Origin of the sequence: Ruminococcus sp. RTP21484sp1_RTP21281st1_A8_RTP21281_210402, assembly GCF_040914025.1 — a bacterium.
Lineage (GTDB): Bacteria > Bacillota > Clostridia > Lachnospirales > Lachnospiraceae > Blautia_A > Blautia_A faecis.
In genome coordinates, this window is record NZ_JBCPGE010000070.1 from 1 (window position 1) to 19,043 (window position 19,043).

Annotated in this window: 19 protein-coding genes and 2 pseudogenes; 4 read left to right on the forward strand and 17 right to left on the reverse strand. The window is 39.4% G+C overall.

What is annotated here, in order from left to right; all coding sequences use genetic code 11:
- The 5 genes and pseudogenes from AB5170_RS21095 to AB5170_RS21115 form a co-directional block, all read right to left on the reverse strand.
- Nucleotides 1-1,290: Na/Pi cotransporter family protein (locus tag AB5170_RS21095; RefSeq protein ID WP_368365148.1), on the reverse strand; the 1,290-nt coding region annotated here is incomplete at its 3' end.
- A gap of 352 nt (nucleotides 1,291-1,642) precedes the next feature.
- Nucleotides 1,643-2,422: a YibE/F family protein gene (locus AB5170_RS21100; RefSeq protein WP_173715631.1), complete on the reverse strand. Its 780-nt coding sequence runs from the start codon at nucleotides 2,420-2,422 to the stop codon at nucleotides 1,643-1,645.
- Entirely contained in the window at nucleotides 2,422-3,519 is a 1,098-nt protein-coding gene (locus AB5170_RS21105; RefSeq protein WP_148462497.1) for a YibE/F family protein, read from the reverse strand. The genes AB5170_RS21100 and AB5170_RS21105 overlap by 1 nt, the downstream gene beginning before the upstream one ends.
- A gap of 438 nt (nucleotides 3,520-3,957) precedes the next feature.
- The gene (locus AB5170_RS21110) at nucleotides 3,958-4,122 is read right to left on the reverse strand and encodes a hypothetical protein (protein ID WP_173735495.1); all 165 of its coding nucleotides are present in this window, start codon (nucleotides 4,120-4,122) and stop codon (nucleotides 3,958-3,960) included.
- A pseudogene (locus tag AB5170_RS21115) lies at nucleotides 4,097-4,300 on the reverse strand (ABC transporter substrate-binding protein); the annotation flags it as partial. The pseudogene AB5170_RS21115 and the gene AB5170_RS21110, both read right to left, overlap by 26 nt.
- 227 nt (nucleotides 4,301-4,527) lie before the next feature.
- Here AB5170_RS21115 and AB5170_RS21120 point away from each other — a divergent pair.
- A complete protein-coding gene (locus AB5170_RS21120) occupies nucleotides 4,528-4,962 on the forward strand; it encodes a Fur family transcriptional regulator (RefSeq protein WP_118580919.1) in 435 nt (144 codons plus the stop codon).
- 7 nt (nucleotides 4,963-4,969) lie between these two features.
- Here AB5170_RS21120 and AB5170_RS21125 read toward each other — a convergent pair whose 3' ends face one another.
- The 6 genes from AB5170_RS21125 to AB5170_RS21150 form a co-directional block, all read right to left on the reverse strand.
- A complete protein-coding gene (locus AB5170_RS21125; protein ID WP_173773250.1) occupies nucleotides 4,970-5,269 on the reverse strand; it encodes a hypothetical protein in 300 nt (99 codons plus the stop codon).
- Nucleotides 5,270-5,322: 53 nt separating this feature from the next.
- The gene (locus tag AB5170_RS21130) at nucleotides 5,323-8,184 is read right to left on the reverse strand and encodes a glycoside hydrolase family 3 C-terminal domain-containing protein (protein WP_173773251.1); all 2,862 of its coding nucleotides are present in this window, start codon (nucleotides 8,182-8,184) and stop codon (nucleotides 5,323-5,325) included.
- Between the two features lie 334 nt (nucleotides 8,185-8,518).
- The gene (locus tag AB5170_RS21135; RefSeq protein ID WP_173771580.1) at nucleotides 8,519-8,659 is read right to left on the reverse strand and encodes a TFIIB-type zinc ribbon-containing protein; all 141 of its coding nucleotides are present in this window, start codon (nucleotides 8,657-8,659) and stop codon (nucleotides 8,519-8,521) included.
- A 72-nt stretch (nucleotides 8,660-8,731) separates the two neighbouring features.
- Nucleotides 8,732-9,490, reverse strand: coding sequence for an AAA family ATPase (locus AB5170_RS21140; RefSeq protein WP_173771578.1), 759 nt, complete (start codon nucleotides 9,488-9,490; stop codon nucleotides 8,732-8,734).
- A 20-nt stretch (nucleotides 9,491-9,510) separates the two neighbouring features.
- Nucleotides 9,511-10,287, reverse strand: coding sequence for an ATP-binding protein (locus AB5170_RS21145; RefSeq protein ID WP_173771576.1), 777 nt, complete (start codon nucleotides 10,285-10,287; stop codon nucleotides 9,511-9,513).
- Between the two features lie 17 nt (nucleotides 10,288-10,304).
- A complete protein-coding gene (locus tag AB5170_RS21150; protein WP_173771574.1) occupies nucleotides 10,305-11,075 on the reverse strand; it encodes an AAA family ATPase in 771 nt (256 codons plus the stop codon).
- 168 nt (nucleotides 11,076-11,243) lie between these two features.
- Between AB5170_RS21150 and AB5170_RS21155 the strand changes: the two genes are divergently transcribed.
- On the forward strand, nucleotides 11,244-11,891 hold the full coding sequence (locus tag AB5170_RS21155) for a TetR/AcrR family transcriptional regulator (protein ID WP_015542174.1): 648 nt from the start codon (nucleotides 11,244-11,246) through the stop codon (nucleotides 11,889-11,891).
- Here the strand turns inward: AB5170_RS21155 and AB5170_RS21160 are convergent.
- Both AB5170_RS21160 and AB5170_RS21165 read right to left on the reverse strand, forming a co-directional pair.
- The gene (locus AB5170_RS21160; protein ID WP_148462503.1) at nucleotides 11,813-12,439 is read right to left on the reverse strand and encodes a DUF3786 domain-containing protein; all 627 of its coding nucleotides are present in this window, start codon (nucleotides 12,437-12,439) and stop codon (nucleotides 11,813-11,815) included. The two genes, AB5170_RS21155 and AB5170_RS21160, sit on opposite strands and share 79 nt — an antisense overlap.
- 40 nt (nucleotides 12,440-12,479) lie before the next feature.
- Entirely contained in the window at nucleotides 12,480-12,812 is a 333-nt protein-coding gene (locus AB5170_RS21165) for a hypothetical protein (protein ID WP_015542172.1), read from the reverse strand.
- Nucleotides 12,813-13,040: 228 nt separating this feature from the next.
- Here AB5170_RS21165 and AB5170_RS21170 point away from each other — a divergent pair, with 228 nt between their 5' ends.
- Nucleotides 13,041-13,490: an Rrf2 family transcriptional regulator gene (locus AB5170_RS21170; protein WP_148462504.1), complete on the forward strand. Its 450-nt coding sequence runs from the start codon at nucleotides 13,041-13,043 to the stop codon at nucleotides 13,488-13,490.
- A gap of 597 nt (nucleotides 13,491-14,087) precedes the next feature.
- Here the strand turns inward: AB5170_RS21170 and tpiA are convergent.
- The 3 genes from tpiA to gap all read right to left on the reverse strand — a co-directional run bounded on the left by tpiA (nucleotide 14,088) and on the right by gap (nucleotide 17,385).
- A complete protein-coding gene (gene tpiA / locus AB5170_RS21175) occupies nucleotides 14,088-14,840 on the reverse strand; it encodes a triose-phosphate isomerase (RefSeq protein WP_118580952.1) in 753 nt (250 codons plus the stop codon).
- A gap of 188 nt (nucleotides 14,841-15,028) precedes the next feature.
- On the reverse strand, nucleotides 15,029-16,222 hold the full coding sequence (gene pgk / locus AB5170_RS21180) for a phosphoglycerate kinase (protein WP_118580955.1): 1,194 nt from the start codon (nucleotides 16,220-16,222) through the stop codon (nucleotides 15,029-15,031).
- A gap of 143 nt (nucleotides 16,223-16,365) precedes the next feature.
- Complete coding sequence (gap, locus tag AB5170_RS21185; RefSeq protein WP_117851616.1) at nucleotides 16,366-17,385, reverse strand: type I glyceraldehyde-3-phosphate dehydrogenase; 1,020 nt, start codon at nucleotides 17,383-17,385, stop codon at nucleotides 16,366-16,368.
- Nucleotides 17,386-17,754: 369 nt separating this feature from the next.
- Here gap and AB5170_RS21190 point away from each other — a divergent pair, with 369 nt between their 5' ends.
- Nucleotides 17,755-18,588 carry a histidinol-phosphatase HisJ family protein gene (locus tag AB5170_RS21190; RefSeq protein WP_173735493.1) on the forward strand — a complete coding sequence of 278 codons (834 nt, stop codon included), beginning with the start codon at nucleotides 17,755-17,757 and terminating at the stop codon, nucleotides 18,586-18,588.
- A gap of 165 nt (nucleotides 18,589-18,753) precedes the next feature.
- On the opposite strand, the pseudogene AB5170_RS21195 reads toward AB5170_RS21190, so the two are convergent.
- Nucleotides 18,754-19,043: pseudogene (locus tag AB5170_RS21195) on the reverse strand (cation-translocating P-type ATPase); the annotation flags it as partial.

Here is a 19,043-nt window from a genome sequence, read left to right on the forward strand (position 1 = left end):
GTCATTGATAGTGTGCAGATAAAGGGAGGTCTGGCGCGTCTGGGCGGTGTTCATCTCACGTTTGGTGAGCTGGATCAGATACTCTCCAAGACGGCTCTCATATTTGTCGATCAGGTCTTCCTTACGCTGTACCTTGTCATATTTATCCTGCTGATAATCATTCAGAAGGTTCATAGCTCTGTTTACATTCTTACGAAGCTTCTTGGCCATACCATTCATAGCACGATGACACTGTCCGATTGCAAGTGCAGGATAATTTAACAGACGCTCTTCCAGAAGATCGAAGTCTGCCTCGTCCTCCAGCTCCTCTGCGCTGTCCTTAACCAGATAGCAAACCAGTTTCTCCAGCTTGGAAATAAACGGGAAAAGCACCACAACGGTAGCCACACGGAAAATGGTGTTCAAAAATGCGATGGATACCGGAGTCATGATCATATCCAAAAATCCAAAATGAATGAACGCATTCAAGGTATAGAATACAATGGACCACAGGATCAGACCGAATAAGTCATTCAGCAAATATACAAGAGCTGTTCTCTTACCGTTCTTATTCGCTCCAACTGCAGAGATCAGTACCGGACATGCAGCACCAACACCGATACCAAGAACAATTGGAAATGCACTTGCAAAGGTGAGGATTCCGGTTACGGAAAGAGCCTGCAGCACACCAACTGTTGCAGATGCACTCTGAAGCACTGCGGTAAATGCAATACCTACCAGAATACCTGCAATTGGGTTGGAAAACATTGTCAGCATATCAATAAATACAGGACTTTCACGAAGAGGAGAAACTGCTCCACTCATCATCTGCATACCATTCATCAGAATAGCAAAGCCCAGCATAATGTTTCCAATATTTCGGTATACAGATCTCTTACAGACCATACGAAGCATGATACCGATTACAGCAACTACTGCTGAAATAGTGGCTGTAGAAAGAATACTTGCAATTCCACCGGAGCCCTGGATATAAGACAGACACAGAATCCATCCTGTAATACTGGTTCCGATATTTGCACCCATGATAATACCAATTGCCTGTTTCAGCTTCATCATACCGGAGTTTACAAAACCGATTACCATAACGGTAGTGGCGGATGATGACTGGATTACACTGGTAACACCTGTTCCAAGTGCTACTCCCTTCAGCGGGGTATTGGTCATTTTGTAAAGGAATGCTTCCAGCTTATTACCAGCAACGGATTTCAGTCCGTCTCCCATCAGCGACATTCCAAAAAGGAAAAATGATACTCCGCACAGCAAAGATAAAACCATTGAAAAAATTGCCATGTTCTAATCCTCTGTTGTCGTTTCCCTCTGCCAATTCTGCAGAGGCGACCTTTCTTTTCAAAGTATTTTCTTTTGTTAACGTGGATTTTTCTCAATTTTTACATATCCTTAATCATTATGCCATAATCATAGGCTGATTACAATATTTGATTAATTTCAAATTGTAATTTTTTGCGGTTCAAAATTTCCATTTTTCTGTATAATCTGACGAAATATATGGTAATTTTCATTTCTATTCAGCTTACTGACGATAAGTAGATACCATTATGCAAGAATCTTACACACAACCGGCATCTCTCTTATCAGTGACATCACTATATATGAAATTCCCATCTTCTGATTACCATGTAATTTAAGCGTTTAATTGCTTTTTATCTGGATTAATATATCTGATCTGCCAGATAATGCATTTAATTGATACTGGAACTGCAACAAGACAGGCAATAGCACCAAATAGCATAATCGCAACATCCTGAAAGAGGAATCTGGAATTGAGAATGATTTCCAGACTATATTTTTGTGTCTGCACATAGGAAAACAATAAAATACTCCCTCCAAGATATGCAAAAAGCAACGTGTTTACTGTTGTGCCTATAATTTCTTTTCCCACCTGATACCCTGTTGAAGTAAGTTCTTTCTCTACCAGACTGTTTTTATGAGTCCAGACTTCATACACAGATGACGTCACAGACAGTGCAGTATCAATGACAGCTCCCAGAGTGCTGAAAACACTTACAAAAACAGCCACATGAAGCATATTAATACTGATATCTGTGTTGTAATAGTACATAAAATCCTCTTCTGAAATCTGAAGTTCATTTAAGCCATAACTTCCTGTTCTCCACGTAATAGCAAAAATCGGAATAAACAGAATCAGCATTACAAACAGTGTAGCCAGAAAGGCAGCTCGCGTTTTGACATTATTTCCATTCTGATAAAACAGAGAATTATAACAGACACCTGCTCCTGCCGCCAGTATCAGAAGCAGTGCGGGAAAACCAGCTGACATCAATATAACCGAAAAAAACAGAATAATAATATTACCTGCCAGTGCCATGATTGAAACAGCTCCACGTTCTCCTCCAATTGTAATCATCAAAAAAAGCAGCACTAATGTAAGAAAAAGAATCATTATTTTCCACTCCTTTTCAGTGATGGTATTTTCATAATAATCGAAGCAATTAAAACAGATACTGGTATTGCCAACACTATTCCAATACTTTCTATCAGAAAGCGACAGATATCATATGGAATGTGATATCTTACAAGCGTTATAAATCTGATCTCATTATTCATTTTAAGAATAAACATTGGAATCATGCCACTTACAAGAACAAATAGCAGTACATTTATCATGGTTCCCATAATATCATATCCGATTTCCCTTCCCGAATGTATCAGCTTTCTTATAGAAACTGATGGATTTTTGCGAACAATTTCACCAGTTGCTGCACTTATAGTGACTGTTACATCCATAATCGCTCCAAGCCCTGTCAGCATAATATCTGTCCAGAATATGTCGGCTGAATTACTCATGCTTCCAAGGTATTCCAGATTAGAATAATCTAAATCTCCATACCTGTGAATAGAAAAATCAAACAGCATCATAATCAGGAAAAGAACACATAAAGTCGAAAGAACAGCAGCCCATGTTTTCCTGTGAATTCCATTCAGACAGATCAATGTAGTCAACGAAAAAAGAAGTGCAATTACATTACATATTCTCAGAATATTCTTTCCATCTCCCAACAGTTGAAATCCGTACGCAAAAATCAATGTATTCAGTATCACTGATACGATCGTATAACCCCCCTGTTTTCTCGTAATATAGATCAGAAGAATAATCAGACCACCCACCAGTACGACCAGATAGATGTCACGTTTTACAGAACGTATAGTTTTTCCAGGTCTGTCTTTTGACCCATTCAGAAGTACCGTATCTCCTTTATGGTATTTCTGCGTCTGAACCTGTGAAGAAGTGTATTCGTTAGAAAGTGTAATTTCTTTACCTTTATATGCACCGTTCAATATCCGGGCTGTAATTTTCTGAGTATAATAGTGTTCTTCTGCACCTCTGGTTCCTTCTCTGCTCATGGTTTCCATTTCTGATACAGAACATATTTTTGCCAGAGGAGTGTGATAGAATCTGGCATTAAAACAGGTAAATATAACACAGATAATATAAATGCCAGCTAAAAGATATTTTTTATGAGATAGACAAAATTTCATTGAATTTATTTTCTCCTTCCAGATTAATATTTCTGCCAATATCGCATTGTACGCTTTTATTCGATGTTGGTCAATGTAAATTGCAGATTATTTGCAAATATTGTTGGCATTTTGATACTGTTCACTGGTAACGTTCCGCGAGGTGTTTTTTGTGAACAAAGTTCACAGAAAACCCGAGAGTTGCAGCGCGAAATCATGCAAAGCATGATTTCTGTGCATCGCGAAGCGCGTTACTGTGAACGGAGTGAACAATAACGGCATTTTTTTCTGTCCCGCGCCAGCATCTATAATACAAATAGTTTGCATTTACACAAAATTATTTTCTATTTCCGGAGTTAATAAATGATAGATAAAAGGCCCCAAAGCTCTGTTTCAAACATTCTGATGGAGCAAAATATATACCTTATAAATAGTTTTCTTGAATCAAGCTATCTCTGTTTAATAAATAGGATAAACATATTCCTCTTCTGACGGCTCTGCGTCTTCTATATCAGTGACAGTAATTTCCATCCCTTTATGTTTGTCATAGTGATATGTACCTGTTACATTTATCCATGCATCCTGCGTCAAATCAGAAGGCAGGTACCATATTGGTAACCTCAATCTTATCCCCTCCAACCTTTGTTGCAAAATCATACATAGGATAAAAGCTTGCCATAACATTTATTTTTTTTCCAGAAGAAGTATCCTCAGTTTCTGCTGCATATGCCAGATTAAAAGAACCAATGCCAAGTGCTATTGTAGCTGCAAGTGCTGTTCTAGTTAATAATTTTTTTCTCATAATAAAATCCTTTCTGCACAAACCTGATGTGCCTGAAAATAAAATTTCAAAAGCATATTATCTCATCCGCTTAAAATAAGCGCAAACCATTTGCGTTTATTAAAATAACGCATAGAATACCGGCCGTCAATAATATTTGCAAATTATTTGCATTTCTGGAGCATAATTGACTTAGGCGAAATAAAAAGATACAATAGAAAAAAGCACATATGAAAGGAATAAAGAAAATGGCTGAGCGAAAACCCTATACTACAAAAACAAGACAGATTATTCTGGAGTATTTGAAGTCCCAGAAGGCTGTCACTGTCAGTGTGGCTGATATTGAAAAATATTTAAAAACTGAAGGAATTAAGGTAAATACAACAACTGTATACCGATATCTTGACAAGCTTTGCGCCGAGCATATTGTAATCAAATATCCGGATCTGAACAGTGATAAAGCTGTGTTTCAGTTTGCAGGAGAAGAAAAAAAATGCACAGAACACCTACATCTGAAATGCATCAGATGTGGCAAGGTTGTGCATCTTGACTGTGACTTTATGGATGAATTTAAAGAGCATTTGTATAAAGATCATGGCTTCCGGCTGCATTGCAGCGGAGATATGCTTCATGGCATCTGTCAGGACTGTGAAAACAAAAAAATTTCTTCTCCACAGAGCTGACTGTCTTTTAGTAAACAACAGTTTCCCCGTCTTCCAGCATATCATAGTTAGAAACACCGTACGCTGTTAATTGGCCACGCATCGTAAAGCGTGTAACTGATGCATGAGCAACATTATCCATATGTGTCAGATAAAGCTTCGCCTCTGGTGCTGTCAGCGAAACATTCCATACATCCTCAGCACCCATAATCAAACGGCCATTTTCCTTTGTTTCAGCAGCACAACACGAGATGGAAAACCTGTCAATTTCTCTGGTCTGCCAGACAGTTTTTCCACTGAGGATCGCTGCCTTTTCTTCTATTGTCATCTTTTCAACCAATTTTTACTGTTTCATAATTGTTTTCCATCCCACTTTCATCCTTATTCAGCATTCTTTCTTTTCTTATATCCTCTAATTACCAGTACTTCCATTCCTGCCATGAAAAGGGCTATTACAGTGTCGATACCAATTCCTGCTTTTTTCCAGTTTTCCATACCTGTTTCTTCGTGTTCTCCATCATAAGCCCAACTGCTTACAACTGTATACATGACATTTTTGCAGGCATTTCTCATCTGAAGTACAGATGTTGGATGCTCTGGATTGGCTACATTGTTCTCTTCTCCATTGAATGTAGACAACATTACATCTACTCCATTCGCCAAAGCTGCATCTGCATTCATAAATCCATGACCATTGTTTCGGAAGAAGTCTGTAAGCGCCATTCCCCTGAATCCCCATTCATCTCTGAGAACTGTATTCATAAGGTTACTGCATTCTCCAGTCCATTTATCTCCAAGGAAACTCCAGGAAACCATAACCGCATTTGCTCCACCTTGTTTTACAGAAATCTCGAATGGTTTCAGATAAATTTCCCGGATTGCCTGCTCATTCGACCAGACACTTACCATTTTGGCATTACCTTCATACATAGCAAAATGTTTAATGTAAGAATAAACTCCGTATTTTCTTGCTCCTTCTACTGCTTTTGCTCCCATATTTCCTGAAAGAATTCCATCTTCTGAGAAATATTCATAGTTTCTTGCACCAAATGCGGTTCTATGAGTATTCATACCTGGTGCATACCAGCCCTCTGCACCCATTTCCTGACTGATCTTGCCCATGCATTCACCCCAGGCCTGTGCAAGTTCCTTATTCCATGTGGATGCAACCACAACTTCAATTGGGAATCCAATAGAACCAACTCCTGTAAAGTTGTTATTAATTGCTGCTGGTCCATCAAAATCAAGTGTAGCCACTTTTCCCACAGAATCCATGGCTGCTGTCTGATAACCAGCCATTGCAATCATATTTGCCATTTCATCAACAGTAAGCTGATCCAGAAGTTTTTCCCAACGAGGATCGTCATAATCAGCATCACGCATATCAGCTAATGTAAGTCCATTATCTGCTCCCGTTGTCGGCATTACATCCTCATCATTGAGATATGTAGTCTTATCAAAATTGCTGTTCAGATGATATTCAGAAACATATGGCTCACCCAGCTCTGCAGATGCCGGTGCTGCTGTAGCCTCTTCATAATTTGCAAAATGATCTGCTCGTGATAAATATGTCACATCGCCTTTTGCATCTTCAAATACATTTGTTGCTGCAGTATCATCTGATGCTCTTTTATTTTCTCCCTTATATACTACATCTTTATCTGCAGTATAAGTTTTCTGATCCAGCACAGTGTGTGAATCACTGTTAATAGAGATTACATAGTCACCTTTTTCAAGAACATACGCTTTTGCATTATTCTCATCATAGGAGGCCATATCTTCTATACTAAATGTAACTGTAACAGTCTGAGATTCTCCCGGCTGAAGCAGATTTGTTTTTTCAAACTCAATTAGATTTGCAGAAGATTTCTCAATTCCTCCATTTGTATATGGCGGTTTATAATACACTTCTACTACATCTTTTCCGGCAACATCTCCGGAGTTGGTTACTTCTACATCTACAGAAATCTGTCCGTCTTTTTCCTCCAGTTCACCCATTTTCTGTTCAAATTCTGTGTAACTCAGACCATATCCAAATGGATACTGTACAGTCTTGTCGTAATCAATCGCACCTTCCTGTGCAGCTGTTTCATAGTACTTGTATCCTACATAAATGCCTTCCACATAATTGGTAAATGCCGGAGCATACACCTGCGCAGTTCCTGCGTTCATTCCTTCAACAGCCATATCTGCCAGATTTGTATACTCTGTTTTTTCTGCATTATTCCACCACGGAGCAGTCGTCATATCATAAATAAATGTATCCGGTGTTTTTCCGGAAGGATTGACTTCACCTGAAAATACTTTACCAAGTGCATTAAATCCCACATTTCCCGTTCCTGGGCACCATACAACAGATTTAATCTGAGGATATTCATCTGCGAAACCAAGTTCAAACTGATTTGCTCCATTATAAATTACAATGACATTATCAAAGTTTGAGCAAACCATATCCACCATATCTCTCTCAGTTTGTGAAAGCTGTAAATAATGCTCTCCCTCAGGAAAATCATCATATTCATCAGAATTATTATCATATGCTGCTTTTCTTACATCCATAGGAATATCATTATGACCTTCACCTGCTTTTCTGGAAAGAACCACAACTGCCACATCAGAATACTCTTTCGCACTTTTAATAAGCTCATCACTGTAAGTATCTACAGGTGGCTCCGGTAATGTCCAGCTCTGTTTCTGGATAGACATTTCCGGATCATCTGCACCATAATTGTTATAAAAATCAACCAGTTTCTGGTTAATAGAAAATCCGGCATTTTCAAGTCCCTGATTCAGACTGACAATATCATACAGATCATTAATTCCACCGGAACCAGCTCCTCCGTAAGCCGGATTAATAGATTCCCAGCCAAAAATATTCAGTTTTTTTGTTTCATTTAAAGGAAGCAAGCTTTCATTCTTCAGAAGAACAATTCCGTCTTCCATAATTTCTTCTGCCACTTCCGCAGCTTCTTCATTTGTTTCATCGCTTAAAGTTCCATTTCCCGTTGCAAGTCCAATCAATGTAGCCATTGGTCCAAAACAGATCATATTCACGCAGACAACAACAGCAAGAACCATTGCGATCACAGCTTCTCCTCTTATCAGAAATCTTTTGTCCCTGGACATCCTGCGGCATGCAACCATAATTACGATTCCAATTACAAGTGCAGCAATAATACCGATAATATATGGTTTGCATAATTGTAATACCGCCAAAACATCTTCCATTTCAACACTGATCATTCTCTTTTTCCCTTCTTTGACTCTCTCGTCTTTTTAAAGTATCATTTCCTGTTGTCATTACTATAACATGGTTATTATTTCGTACCGTTTTTGGCACGAGATGCAGCAAATACCAAATACCGTAACCTTTATTGATCTTCCCCTTTCCGTTTGATATTTCCGGATATACTCTGTTAATTGTTTTACGTAAATTTCTTCATCTTCCACAATTGCATTCTTTGCAACTGTTCAATCACACAATATTGTTCCAGATTTTTATTATTATTTTATAAATAACTTTTATTTCAGTATATCACTGCTTCTTTCTTGCGTTAAGTGGATGTAATATTACAAATTACAGCTGTGTAATCTGGTTTTCTTTTATCATATATCCGCAGTTATCGCATACACTTTCGCCAACTGTTTTTCCATCTCTCACAAATACTTCTATATCTGCACTACATTTCGGACATTTAACTTCTTTAATTGAAGTCATGCTTCTGGCATCCATACATCCTGAAAAAATCCCATTTTTTCACCTTTTTCCTGTATATATTCTATTATTTTCTTAACCTAATTTTTCTTTTATTTTTTTTACCTCATCTACTGCTGTCTGGCTGAAATCATAAGGAGAAACTCCCTCTCTGTCTGCATTCATAATTTCCGGATTATAATGAACAAATCCCAGCAAATCACTTTCCGGTATTCTGTCTTTCACAAATGCTTCATCACTTTCATCCCTGATTTTATTTGCAACAACTCTTACTTTCTTTACCCCCAGTTCTTCTGCCAGACGCTTTACGTTTCTATAAGTCTGAACACTTCTGGCTCCTGGCTCTATCACAACGATAAACTGATCCATGCCTTCTGTTGTCCCTCTTCCAAGATGTTCCAAACCTGCTTCCATATCCAGCAGCACAACATCCTCTCTGTGCAGAATAAGATTGTTGATGATCCGTTTAAGCATTACATTTTCCGGGCAGACACAGCCGCTTCCGGCTGTTTCTACTGTTCCAAGAATCAATAATCTGACACCATTACGAAATTTCGAATATCTCTCCGGAATATCGTCAACTTTTGGATTGATTTTGTAAAATGTATTGCTTTTGTCCGCTCCGGTCCGTTCTTCCACCAGCTTTCTCATTTTGCTGACTGGTATAATCTCTGCCAGTTCTTCCTCTGAAAAACCTAGTGCCAGTCCCAGATTCGCATCCGGATCTGTATCCGCTGCATACACTGTTTTTCCTTCATCTGCATATAATCTTGCAAGAGTTGCAGCGATTGTGGTCTTTCCTACACCACCTTTTCCTGTTACGGCTATTTTCATTTCTTATTACTTCCTCTCATTTATTGCTTCAAAATTTTCCTTGCAAGCATATGAATTTCCGGAATTTCCATCATTAGTTCATCTCCAACCAATCCCTTTCTTGCGATTTCTGTATCTGTTGAAATAACTGCCAACACCTTACTCTGATCGTCAATAGACTCCAACATTGTTGGCAAAACCAATTCATTTACTTTATTTAACACAAAAAATACAGTTTTCCCAATGCTGTCCCCTAGCTGTTGGATTTTTTTCGTCAATTTCAATGATTCAAAAGAAGGATCTACGATCATTAAGATTAAATCCACACTGTTATCTACACCACGTCCAAAATGCTCTACGCCAGCTTCCATATCCAACAATACAACTTCATTTTCTCCTACCGTCAGATGTTTGATAAATTGCTTTAAAATACTATTCATTGTGCAGGCACAGCCTTCATTTGCCTGATGTATTTTTCCACTGGAAATAAGCATCACGCCATTGTTTCGTGAAATATATTCTTCGGGTATCTCATTCAATGTAAATGGTTCCGAATAGAACTTTTTTGCAAATGCAGACAACTTCACAGTATCAAGAATCTCTCCTGCCATCATTGTTTTAAAAGCTTTCTCCTTACCACCAAAATACTCTGTAAAATCCCTTGGAAGCTTTACACCAAGTTGGCGATGCAGTCCATAATTTGATTCATCAGAATCAGCTACAAGAACAGTCTTTCCCATTCGTTCAAATTCTTTGGCAAGCAGTGCTGATACTGTACTTTTTCCACAGCCACCTTTGCCACATACTGTAATCTTCATACTTTCAATCCTCCAGCTCACAATCCCAACTTCTTTACAATTCCTTCCAATGCACTTCTTACAGGAGAATCTTTCGGAAGCCGTATGATCGGCTTTCCATCACAGTCATACTGATATACCTGGTCATCATGTGGTACAACCCCTAACAGTTCCAGTCCCTGATTTCGGATTTCTTCCAGAGTTCCGGCATCCAGTTTTCCATCTGGAACACGATTCACGATTAATCCGGTTTTCTGTGGTTTAAAGTTTAATTCCTTCATCAGCTTTGCAATACGTCCGGCTGCCTGAACACCTCTTCTGGAACAGTCACTTACAAGAATCGCAACTTCCATCATTGGCAGGATTCCTCTGCTGATATGTTCCATACCTGCTTCGTTATCAACCACAATATATGGATAATGGCTTTGCAGTTTCTGAACCTGGGTCTGCACAAGACCATTTACAAAACAATAGCAGCCCTGTCCCTGGGTTCGCCCCATTACCATCAAATCATAATCGTCTTCTTCTGCAATTGCATCGGAAAGACGCATTTCCAGATAAGCCTGTTTTGTCATTCCTGCCGGAATCTGATATCGTGGATCAACTCCTGCACGTTCAATCTCTTCTCTCAGTTCTCCGAGTGTAATCTCAGGTTCAACGCCGAGCACTTCATTCAAATTCGCATTTGCATCTGCATCTACAGCTAAAACCGGATGTTTTCTATTTTCACATAAATATTGAATCAACAATCCACAAAGGGTTGTTTTCCCTACACCGCCTTTTCCTGATACAGCAATTACATGTCCCATGTTTTTCCTCCTAAAATTCTGAACAATCTGTTGACTTTTTCTTTAAATCCCATTATAGTTGTTACTATATAAATTACAATAATCAATCTATGAGATTTGTATGGCTACTCAACACATCAGAAAAATTGTTGAGGAATCATATGATACCAAATAATATAGGAGTATATAATGTCAGAAAAAACGAGAAAACAAGATCGCCGTACCCGCTATACCAGGCAAACCATAAAAGATACGTTCTTAGAATTGTTAAAGCAGAAAAGTTTTACGAAAATTACAGTTACAGAGATCTGCAAAAATGCTGAAATCAACCGTGGCACTTTTTATCTTCATTACTACGATATCCATGATGTATTATCAGATATTTTTAATGATATGACTCAGGATATGTTAACAACGGTAGATCATTTATTCTGTCTAAATCAAAAAAGCTGTTCCTATCCGTTCTGTCAGAAAATACAGATGGAATCACAATACAGGGCACTGTTTCTGGATGATGCAATTGCCCCTATTCTTCTGGAAAAAATAGCAGAAAATACAAAAGAAGGCTATGTGACCTGGCTTATGTCACACAGCCTCCTGACCTTTGAACAGGCAGAATCGGTTTTTTATTTTCAAATGAATGGCTGCCTTTCCATCAACAGACTGATGCTCCGCAATCACTGTAATGACTGGAAACAGATTCAGACAGTAATCGACAAATTTATCAAAGCCGGGCTGGAAAGTTTTCTGATTCATGATCAGAGAGAAGAAAAGGCTTCCGATAATTTTTGCAGCAAAATTTCTCCAACTGTTACCGCATCTTCTACACTTAGATAATGATCGGCATGATCCTGAAGAAATATTTTGCCAGATACAGGAAATTCTTCATCTGCAAACCATATTTTTAAAGTTACCGGATATCTTGGCAGAACTGGAAAAACAGCACACAAATCCGCCTTTGTCTCTGTAAATTCTGCACCCAGGTTTTTACATGCTTTCTGAATTTTCTCAGGATCTTTATCCTGCAAAAGCTTTTCCAGTTTCTGCTCTGCGGTCCGGTCAAACTTGGTTCCTCGAATCAATCCATCTTTCAGGTTACCAAAAGTAATGAGCTTCTGTGAACCTTCTGTTCCATCGGCCATATCCAGATAATGCAGCAATGTCAGATAATGCCATTCGTCCATGTTTGAGTTAATACGAAACTCAGGGAGTTGAATTTCAATCGTTTCATAAAAACTCAGTACTTCAAGCACATTTCGGCTGCTATGAAAAACAGCCCCACTTTTTGCAGCAATCTCCTCTCCAGAACGATTTTGTAACCGTTTTACTGCTGCCAGCAGCATTTCCTGAAATGCACGATTTTCTGTTTGATTTTTGTATTCCATAACTTCCCCTTTGCGAACATTTTATCGCATCATATAATAATCAATGTTTATGCAAGAATTTGGGTGGTTTCATAAATCTGGCTTTGTCCGGATTCTCTTTCATCCATTCCCGGGCAAAATCCATTACCTCAGTCATAGTTTCATAATCTTTTCCACAAAAACAGCAACTTGGGCATGTTGGACATGGCCATCCCTTATTTTTGAATCTGCATGCGTCTAAATGTCGGTATGCTCTTAATAAATTTGCTTCATATTCTTCTTTAGACTGTGAAGCTTCCCTGTTTTCACGATAATAAAGGTGATACATTTTTTTAGTCATATGTTTTTTGATTCTGGTATATAAATTTCCTTTTAATTTGTCCACAATCAGCATATTATACAATCCTCCGTAAGTTTTATTACTATGTTGACTTTTCCTTTAAATTTCATTATAGTTGTAATTATATTATTTACAATCATCAAAATAAAAAATATGTACAATTTCTCAACACATTAAAAAGAGCTGTTGAGAACTTGGGATGTTTTTGACAAACCAGAAATATTTTCGCCTCAAAAACGTGAAACCAAAATCATTATATCATACTACAAGGAGTTTCTTATCATGAAATACTCAACGAAATTAAGCGATACTGTCCATGTAATGGTTCTGATTGCTATCAACCAGGAAAACTCACTCTCCAGTGCCTCAATTGCAGAAAGTATCCATACAAATCCCGGCTTTGTACGCCAGCTCATGTTAAAACTAAAAAAGGCCGAACTTATGACCAGTGTAGCCGGACATGCCCGTCCTTCTCTTTCAAAACCAGCAGACCAGATTACGTTGCTGGATATTTATAAAGCAGTGGAGGGCGAGAAACCGCTACTTCATTTAGATACTCATACCAACCCTGATTGTGGCGTTGGCATTAATATTCAGTTGTCCTTGCAGGGATTCTATAATGAAATTCAAAAAAACACTGAAGAAAAGATGAATACAATTACTTTACAGGATATCATAAATACTTATTATCAGCGAACATCCATGCAAAATGATTTACAAAATATTATATAGCAGGAGAAACGAGAATGGACTTCCAGATATGGATTATCTTCTAAATGATGAAGAATCTGATAACGATTTGGCGAGTAAAATTTTTATATTTTCTAATCCAGGGATTTTCTTGTTATCACGCCCGCCTCCGTGCGGGCATTTTTAAATTCAGCAGCGCACCACAGGCGGTCTTTCCTGTACAGAAAAAAAGAAGCGTTCCTACAGGCGCTTCTTCTTACCATATTAGGACTTCGATCAAAAGTTAGTAGGCCACAAAGTGGGCCATTTTTCAAAAAATTACATGAATTTATATAGAGTTTTATCCAAGTCGGAAATCCGCTAAATGCTCTAGCTATCAGCGTCTAAAGGCATTTAACAACTTATATGGACATTTATGAAATCGGCCTCGTAATAACGATACCTAATTTCATTATTTCTGCTTATTTGAATGACAGTGATTTTTCCTTCCAAAAGTGATACCAAAAGGTGATAGTAGGTAAATTATAAAACGCCCCTACCCACAATTCAATTGGTAATATTTACCAATCAACCTTGTGTTTAGGGGCGTTTAATTACTTCTTGCTTGGACACATTAGCTAAAAAATAGCTATTATTTTATTATTTGTTATAGTTTACGATATCGCCGAACTCTGGTTTCAGGGATGCACCGCCTACAAGACCGCCGTCGATGTCTGCCTGAGCAAATAACTCCGGAGCTGTCTTAGCGTTTACAGATCCGCCGTACTGGATGCGGATTGCTGCTGCAGTTGCCTCATCATAGATCTCAGCGATGCAAGCACGGATTCCTGCGCAAACTTCCTGAGCCTGCTCAGTTGTAGCTGTTTTGCCAGTTCCGATAGCCCAGATCGGCTCGTAAGCGATAACGGCTGTTTTAGCCTGATCAGCTGTAACGTTCTGGAAACCAACTTTAACCTGCTGACGGATAAAGTCCATAGTTACGCCCTGCTCTCTCTGATCAAGAGTCTCTCCACAGCACATAATTGGAGTAATTCCGTGCTCAAATGCTTTGAGCATTTTTTTGTTTACAGTTTCGCTTGTCTCAGCGAAGTACTCTCTTCTCTCAGAGTGTCCGAGAACTACGTATTTAACACCAGCGTCTGTAAGCATGTTCGGGGAAATCTCGCCTGTGAAAGCACCTTTCTCCTCGAAGTACATGTTCTCAGCACCTACCTGGATGTTGGAGCCTTTTGCAGCCTCAACTACAGGAAGAATATCGATAGCCGGTACGCAGAATACTACGTCAACGTCATCGTTTGCTACTAATGGTTTTAAAGTTTCTACTAATTTAACTGCCTCACTTGGAGTCATGTTCATTTTCCAGTTTCCGGCAATGATTTTCTTTCTAGACATTTTATATATCTCCTTTTGTATGATAAGGAAGTCCGATTCACTAAACGGACATGTCGCCGGCAGGCGGCATCACCATATATGAAAGTCAGCTGGTCTGCGCCGTTAGCCTGCTCTCATTAAGTTCCTTCGAACCAAATCCGCACATAATTCAAGCTGCGCTTACAGCTTGCTTTCATTAAGTGCTCTATTTATTTATCGTTAGCTGCTGCTACACCAGGTAACTCTTTTCCTTCAAGGAATTCAAGAGACGCACCGCCACCTGTGGAGATGTGTGTCATCTTGTCACCATAGCCGAGGATGTTAACAGCTGCTGCGGAATCACCACCACCGATGATAGTTGTAGCATCTGTATCAGCAAGAGCTTTGGCAACAGCCTCTGTGCCATGAGCGAAGTTCGGCATTTCGAAACAGCCCATCGGTCCGTTCCAAACAACTGTCTTGGCATCTTTTACAGCGTCAGCGAAAAGTTTCTCTGTCTCTGGTCCGATGTCCATTCCTTCCCATCCATCCGGAATCTCACCACGTTTTACAACCTGGATATTGCAATCATTGGAGAAGGAATCACCAATTCTGTTATCAACCGGAAGAAGAAGCTTAACGCCTTTTTCTTCTGCCTTCTTCATCATGTCTAATGCATACTGAAGATAATCATCCTCGCAAAGGGAAACACCAATGTGTCCGCCCATAGCCTTGGAGAATGTATAGGACATTCCACCACCAATGATCAGAGTATCCACCTTGTCAAGAAGGTTGTTGATAACAGAGATCTTGCTAGAAACCTTAGCACCGCCAAGGATTGCTACGAATGGTCTATCAGGATTGTTTACAGCGTTTCCGAGGAAATCGATTTCTTTCTGCATCAGATATCCAACAACAGCTGTATCTACATATTTGGTAACACCAACGTTAGAGCAGTGTGCTCTGTGAGCGGTACCAAATGCATCGTTTACAAATACATCGCAAAGAGAAGCAAGTTCCTTGCTGAATTCATCACCGTTCTTAGTCTCTTCTGCACGATAACGGGTATTCTCAAGAAGAATGATCTCGCCGTCTTTCATGTCAGCTACTGCTGCTTTTACAGTGTCATCTACAACAACCGGGCTTGGAACGAATTTCACTTCCTGTCCGAGAAGCTCTGTGAGACGTTTAGCAACAGGTGCAAGAGAAAGCTCCGGTTTCGGCTCTCCTTTCGGTTTTCCAAGGTGAGAGCAAAGGATAATCTTTCCACCATCTGCAACAAGCTTCTTGATTGTAGGAAGAGCTGCTACCAGACGGTTCTCATCTGTAATCTTACCGTCCTGCAGAGGTACATTGAAGTCACATCTTACGAGGACTCTTTTGCCTTTTACGTTGATGTCATCAACAGATTTCTTATTCAGCATCTTGTTATGCCTCCTTATAAAATTTAACTTTTTATACAGACAAAAGGGTCCGGTCCTATTCAGACCGGACCCTTCTCTGAGTCTTATTCATATGCTGTCAGGCCATGGCTTGTCAGCATTTGAAAACCCTACTCTGCTTCTGATTAAGCGTTAAGCAGTTTACCAAAGTGTTTGATTGTACGAACCATCTGGCTTGTGTAGGAGTTCTCATTGTCATACCAGGAAACAACCTGAACCTCTGTTGTGCCATTCTCAAGTGGAAGAACCATTGTCTGAGTAGCATCGAACAGAGAACCAAATCTCATACCAACGATATCGCTGGAAACGATCTCATCTTCGTTGTATCCGAAGGACTCGTTAGAAGCTGCTTTCATAGCTGCGTTGATCTGCTCTTTAGTTACATTTCCTTCAACAACTGCTGTAAGGATTGTAGTAGAACCTGTTGGGGTTGGAACACGCTGTGCGGAACCGATCAGTTTGCCGTTCAGTTCTGGGATAACAAGACCGATTGCTTTAGCAGCACCTGTGCTGTTCGGAACGATGTTAACTGCAGCTGCACGGGATCTTCTCAGATCGCCTTTTCTCTGCGGTCCGTCAAGTGTCATCTGATCGCCTGTGTAAGCGTGGATTGTGCACATGATACCGGATTTGATTGCAGCAAGGTCATTAAGTGCTTTAGCCATTGGAGCTAAGCAGTTTGTTGTACAGGAAGCTGCGGAAATGATGTGATCCTCTTTTGTAAGAGTCTCATGGTTTACATTGTAAACGATTGTCTTAAGGTCGTTTCCAGCCGGAGCGGAAATGATAACGTGTTTAGCACCTGCATCGATATGAGCCTGAGCTTTGTCTTTGGATGTATAGAATCCAGTACACTCAAGAACTACGTCTACACCGATCTCTCCCCATGGAAGCTCAGCAGCGTTAGCTTTTGCATAAATTTTGATTTCTTTTCCGTCAACTGTGATGGAATCCTCTCCAGCTACTACTGTATCTGCAAGAGCATATCTTCCCTGAGTTGAGTCATATTTTAATAAGTGAGCGAGCATTTTAGGAGATGTTAAGTCGTTGATAGCAACGATTTCAAATCCTTCTGCACCGAACATCTGACGGAATGCAAGACGACCAATACGTCCAAAACCATTAATTGCAACTTTTACTGCCATGATAAATTCCTCCTATGAATTAAATGGTAAAAATTATGTGAGTGCTTCAATCTTTGTGAAAGAAACATCAACCTATAGCGTATTGTACCTAATTCCGAACAAAAATTCAAGCCTATTTTCAAAAAAATAACAGGCAAATTGCCACAAATATTCTCTGATATGATATACTGCTCTCAAATGAGACAATTAAGTCCCTTTTATGACACAGTGGCAGCATTTATGCACGTTTTTTCCTTTCTTTTTCGTGTAGGAAGAATTTTTTTCACATGTTCCTTCGCTGTACACTTATCCATAAAATATATCTTTATATTTACAGAAAATATATTTTTAAAATACTTTGCTTGGTTTATAATTTATAAGGAGGTTATTATGAAAATACTTTCCAACTCTCCCGGAGTTTTGTGGGACTGCCACATGCATTCTGAATTTTCCGCAGATTCCGGCACTCCCACTGAGGATATGATCCGCCAGGCCATTGCACTGGGGTTTAAGGGAATCTGCTTTACAGAGCATCTGGATCCAGACTATCCACCAACTCCGGATGACCTGGAATTTGCCCTGGATATTCCCGCCTATTACACTAAATTCAACGAACTGAAAGAAACTTACAAGAATCAGATTCACATCCATTTCGGTATTGAGATCGGTTTGCAGCTTCATCTTAAACAATATTTTCACAATCTTTTAAAGGAATATCCTTTCGATTTCGTGATTGGTTCTTCTCACGTAGTCCACGGTGCTGACCCCTACTACCTGGAATTTTTCCAGGGCAGGAACGAGGAACAGGCCTACCTTGAATATTTCGAATCCATTCTGGAGAATCTGGATGCATTTCATGAAATGGACACTTATGGACATCTGGATTATATTGTCCGCTACGGTCCAAACAAAAACCAGTTTTATTCTTATGAAAAATATCGGAACATTCTGGATGCGATTCTGAAAAAACTGGCAGACACAAATGTAGGACTGGAAGTCAACACCGGCGGTTATCACTACGGTCTTGGAGAGCCAAACCCATGTACGGATATCATCCGGCGTTATAAAGAACTAGGGGGCGAAATCATCACCATTGGTGCTGACGCGCATACACCGGATAAAATAGGATACGCTTTTGATAGGGCTGCGCAGGTGCTGAAAGAATGTGGATTTGAGTATTATACAGTATTTAAAGATCGGAAACCAAACTTTGTAAAGTTATAACGAAGCCCTGTTTTTCCATACCCGGCAGAAGAAATCAGCCCGGCTTTTAGAGCATGTTAAAAAAATGCCTCATCGCCATAACAAGCGATGAAGCATTTTTTGCGTTTCTTTTCAAATTCAGCTTGAGGTATTATTTTTGATTGCCACTCAAGACCAGGTCAGTCATTATTTCTGCACTTTCTCCAAAAACAGAGAAATAATTCCTTTCTTTTCCTTCTCATGTGCCTTGTTATACAAAGATCTGCACCATTCTGTGATAACTTCGATTACAACCGGAGAGAAGGTCATCAGGATAAATACCAGGATGATCATTCCGAACTCCAGGGAGCCAAGTGCAAGCAGGTTCTGCACACATACGGCTGCAAAGAAGAAAATAAACTGCATACCGTAAATAATGATTTTCCTGTACCTGCTTAGAGGCGCGTATACCGTCTTCAAAGCTGCCATGTAGTTCC

Coding starts and splice junctions, on each gene's coding strand:
- AB5170_RS21100 (WP_173715631.1), bottom strand. CDS start 2,422: ATGATTCTTTTTCTTACATTAGTGCTGCTTTTTTTGATGATTACAATT.
- AB5170_RS21105 (WP_148462497.1), bottom strand. CDS start 3,519: ATGAAATTTTGTCTATCTCATAAAAAATATCTTTTAGCTGGCATTTAT.
- AB5170_RS21120 (WP_118580919.1), top strand. CDS start 4,528: ATGGCTGAGCGAAAACCCTATACTACAAAAACAAGACAGATTATTCTG.
- AB5170_RS21125 (WP_173773250.1), bottom strand. CDS start 5,269: ATGACAATAGAAGAAAAGGCAGCGATCCTCAGTGGAAAAACTGTCTGG.
- AB5170_RS21130 (WP_173773251.1), bottom strand. CDS start 8,184: ATGATCAGTGTTGAAATGGAAGATGTTTTGGCGGTATTACAATTATGC.
- AB5170_RS21135 (WP_173771580.1), bottom strand. CDS start 8,659: ATGACTTCAATTAAAGAAGTTAAATGTCCGAAATGTAGTGCAGATATA.
- AB5170_RS21140 (WP_173771578.1), bottom strand. CDS start 9,490: ATGAAAATAGCCGTAACAGGAAAAGGTGGTGTAGGAAAGACCACAATC.
- AB5170_RS21145 (WP_173771576.1), bottom strand. CDS start 10,287: ATGAAGATTACAGTATGTGGCAAAGGTGGCTGTGGAAAAAGTACAGTA.
- AB5170_RS21150 (WP_173771574.1), bottom strand. CDS start 11,075: ATGGGACATGTAATTGCTGTATCAGGAAAAGGCGGTGTAGGGAAAACA.
- AB5170_RS21155 (WP_015542174.1), top strand. CDS start 11,244: ATGTCAGAAAAAACGAGAAAACAAGATCGCCGTACCCGCTATACCAGG.
- AB5170_RS21160 (WP_148462503.1), bottom strand. CDS start 12,439: ATGGAATACAAAAATCAAACAGAAAATCGTGCATTTCAGGAAATGCTG.
- AB5170_RS21165 (WP_015542172.1), bottom strand. CDS start 12,812: ATGCTGATTGTGGACAAATTAAAAGGAAATTTATATACCAGAATCAAA.
- AB5170_RS21170 (WP_148462504.1), top strand. CDS start 13,041: ATGAAATACTCAACGAAATTAAGCGATACTGTCCATGTAATGGTTCTG.
- tpiA (WP_118580952.1), bottom strand. CDS start 14,840: ATGTCTAGAAAGAAAATCATTGCCGGAAACTGGAAAATGAACATGACT.
- pgk (WP_118580955.1), bottom strand. CDS start 16,222: ATGCTGAATAAGAAATCTGTTGATGACATCAACGTAAAAGGCAAAAGA.
- gap (WP_117851616.1), bottom strand. CDS start 17,385: ATGGCAGTAAAAGTTGCAATTAATGGTTTTGGACGTATTGGTCGTCTT.
- AB5170_RS21190 (WP_173735493.1), top strand. CDS start 17,755: ATGAAAATACTTTCCAACTCTCCCGGAGTTTTGTGGGACTGCCACATG.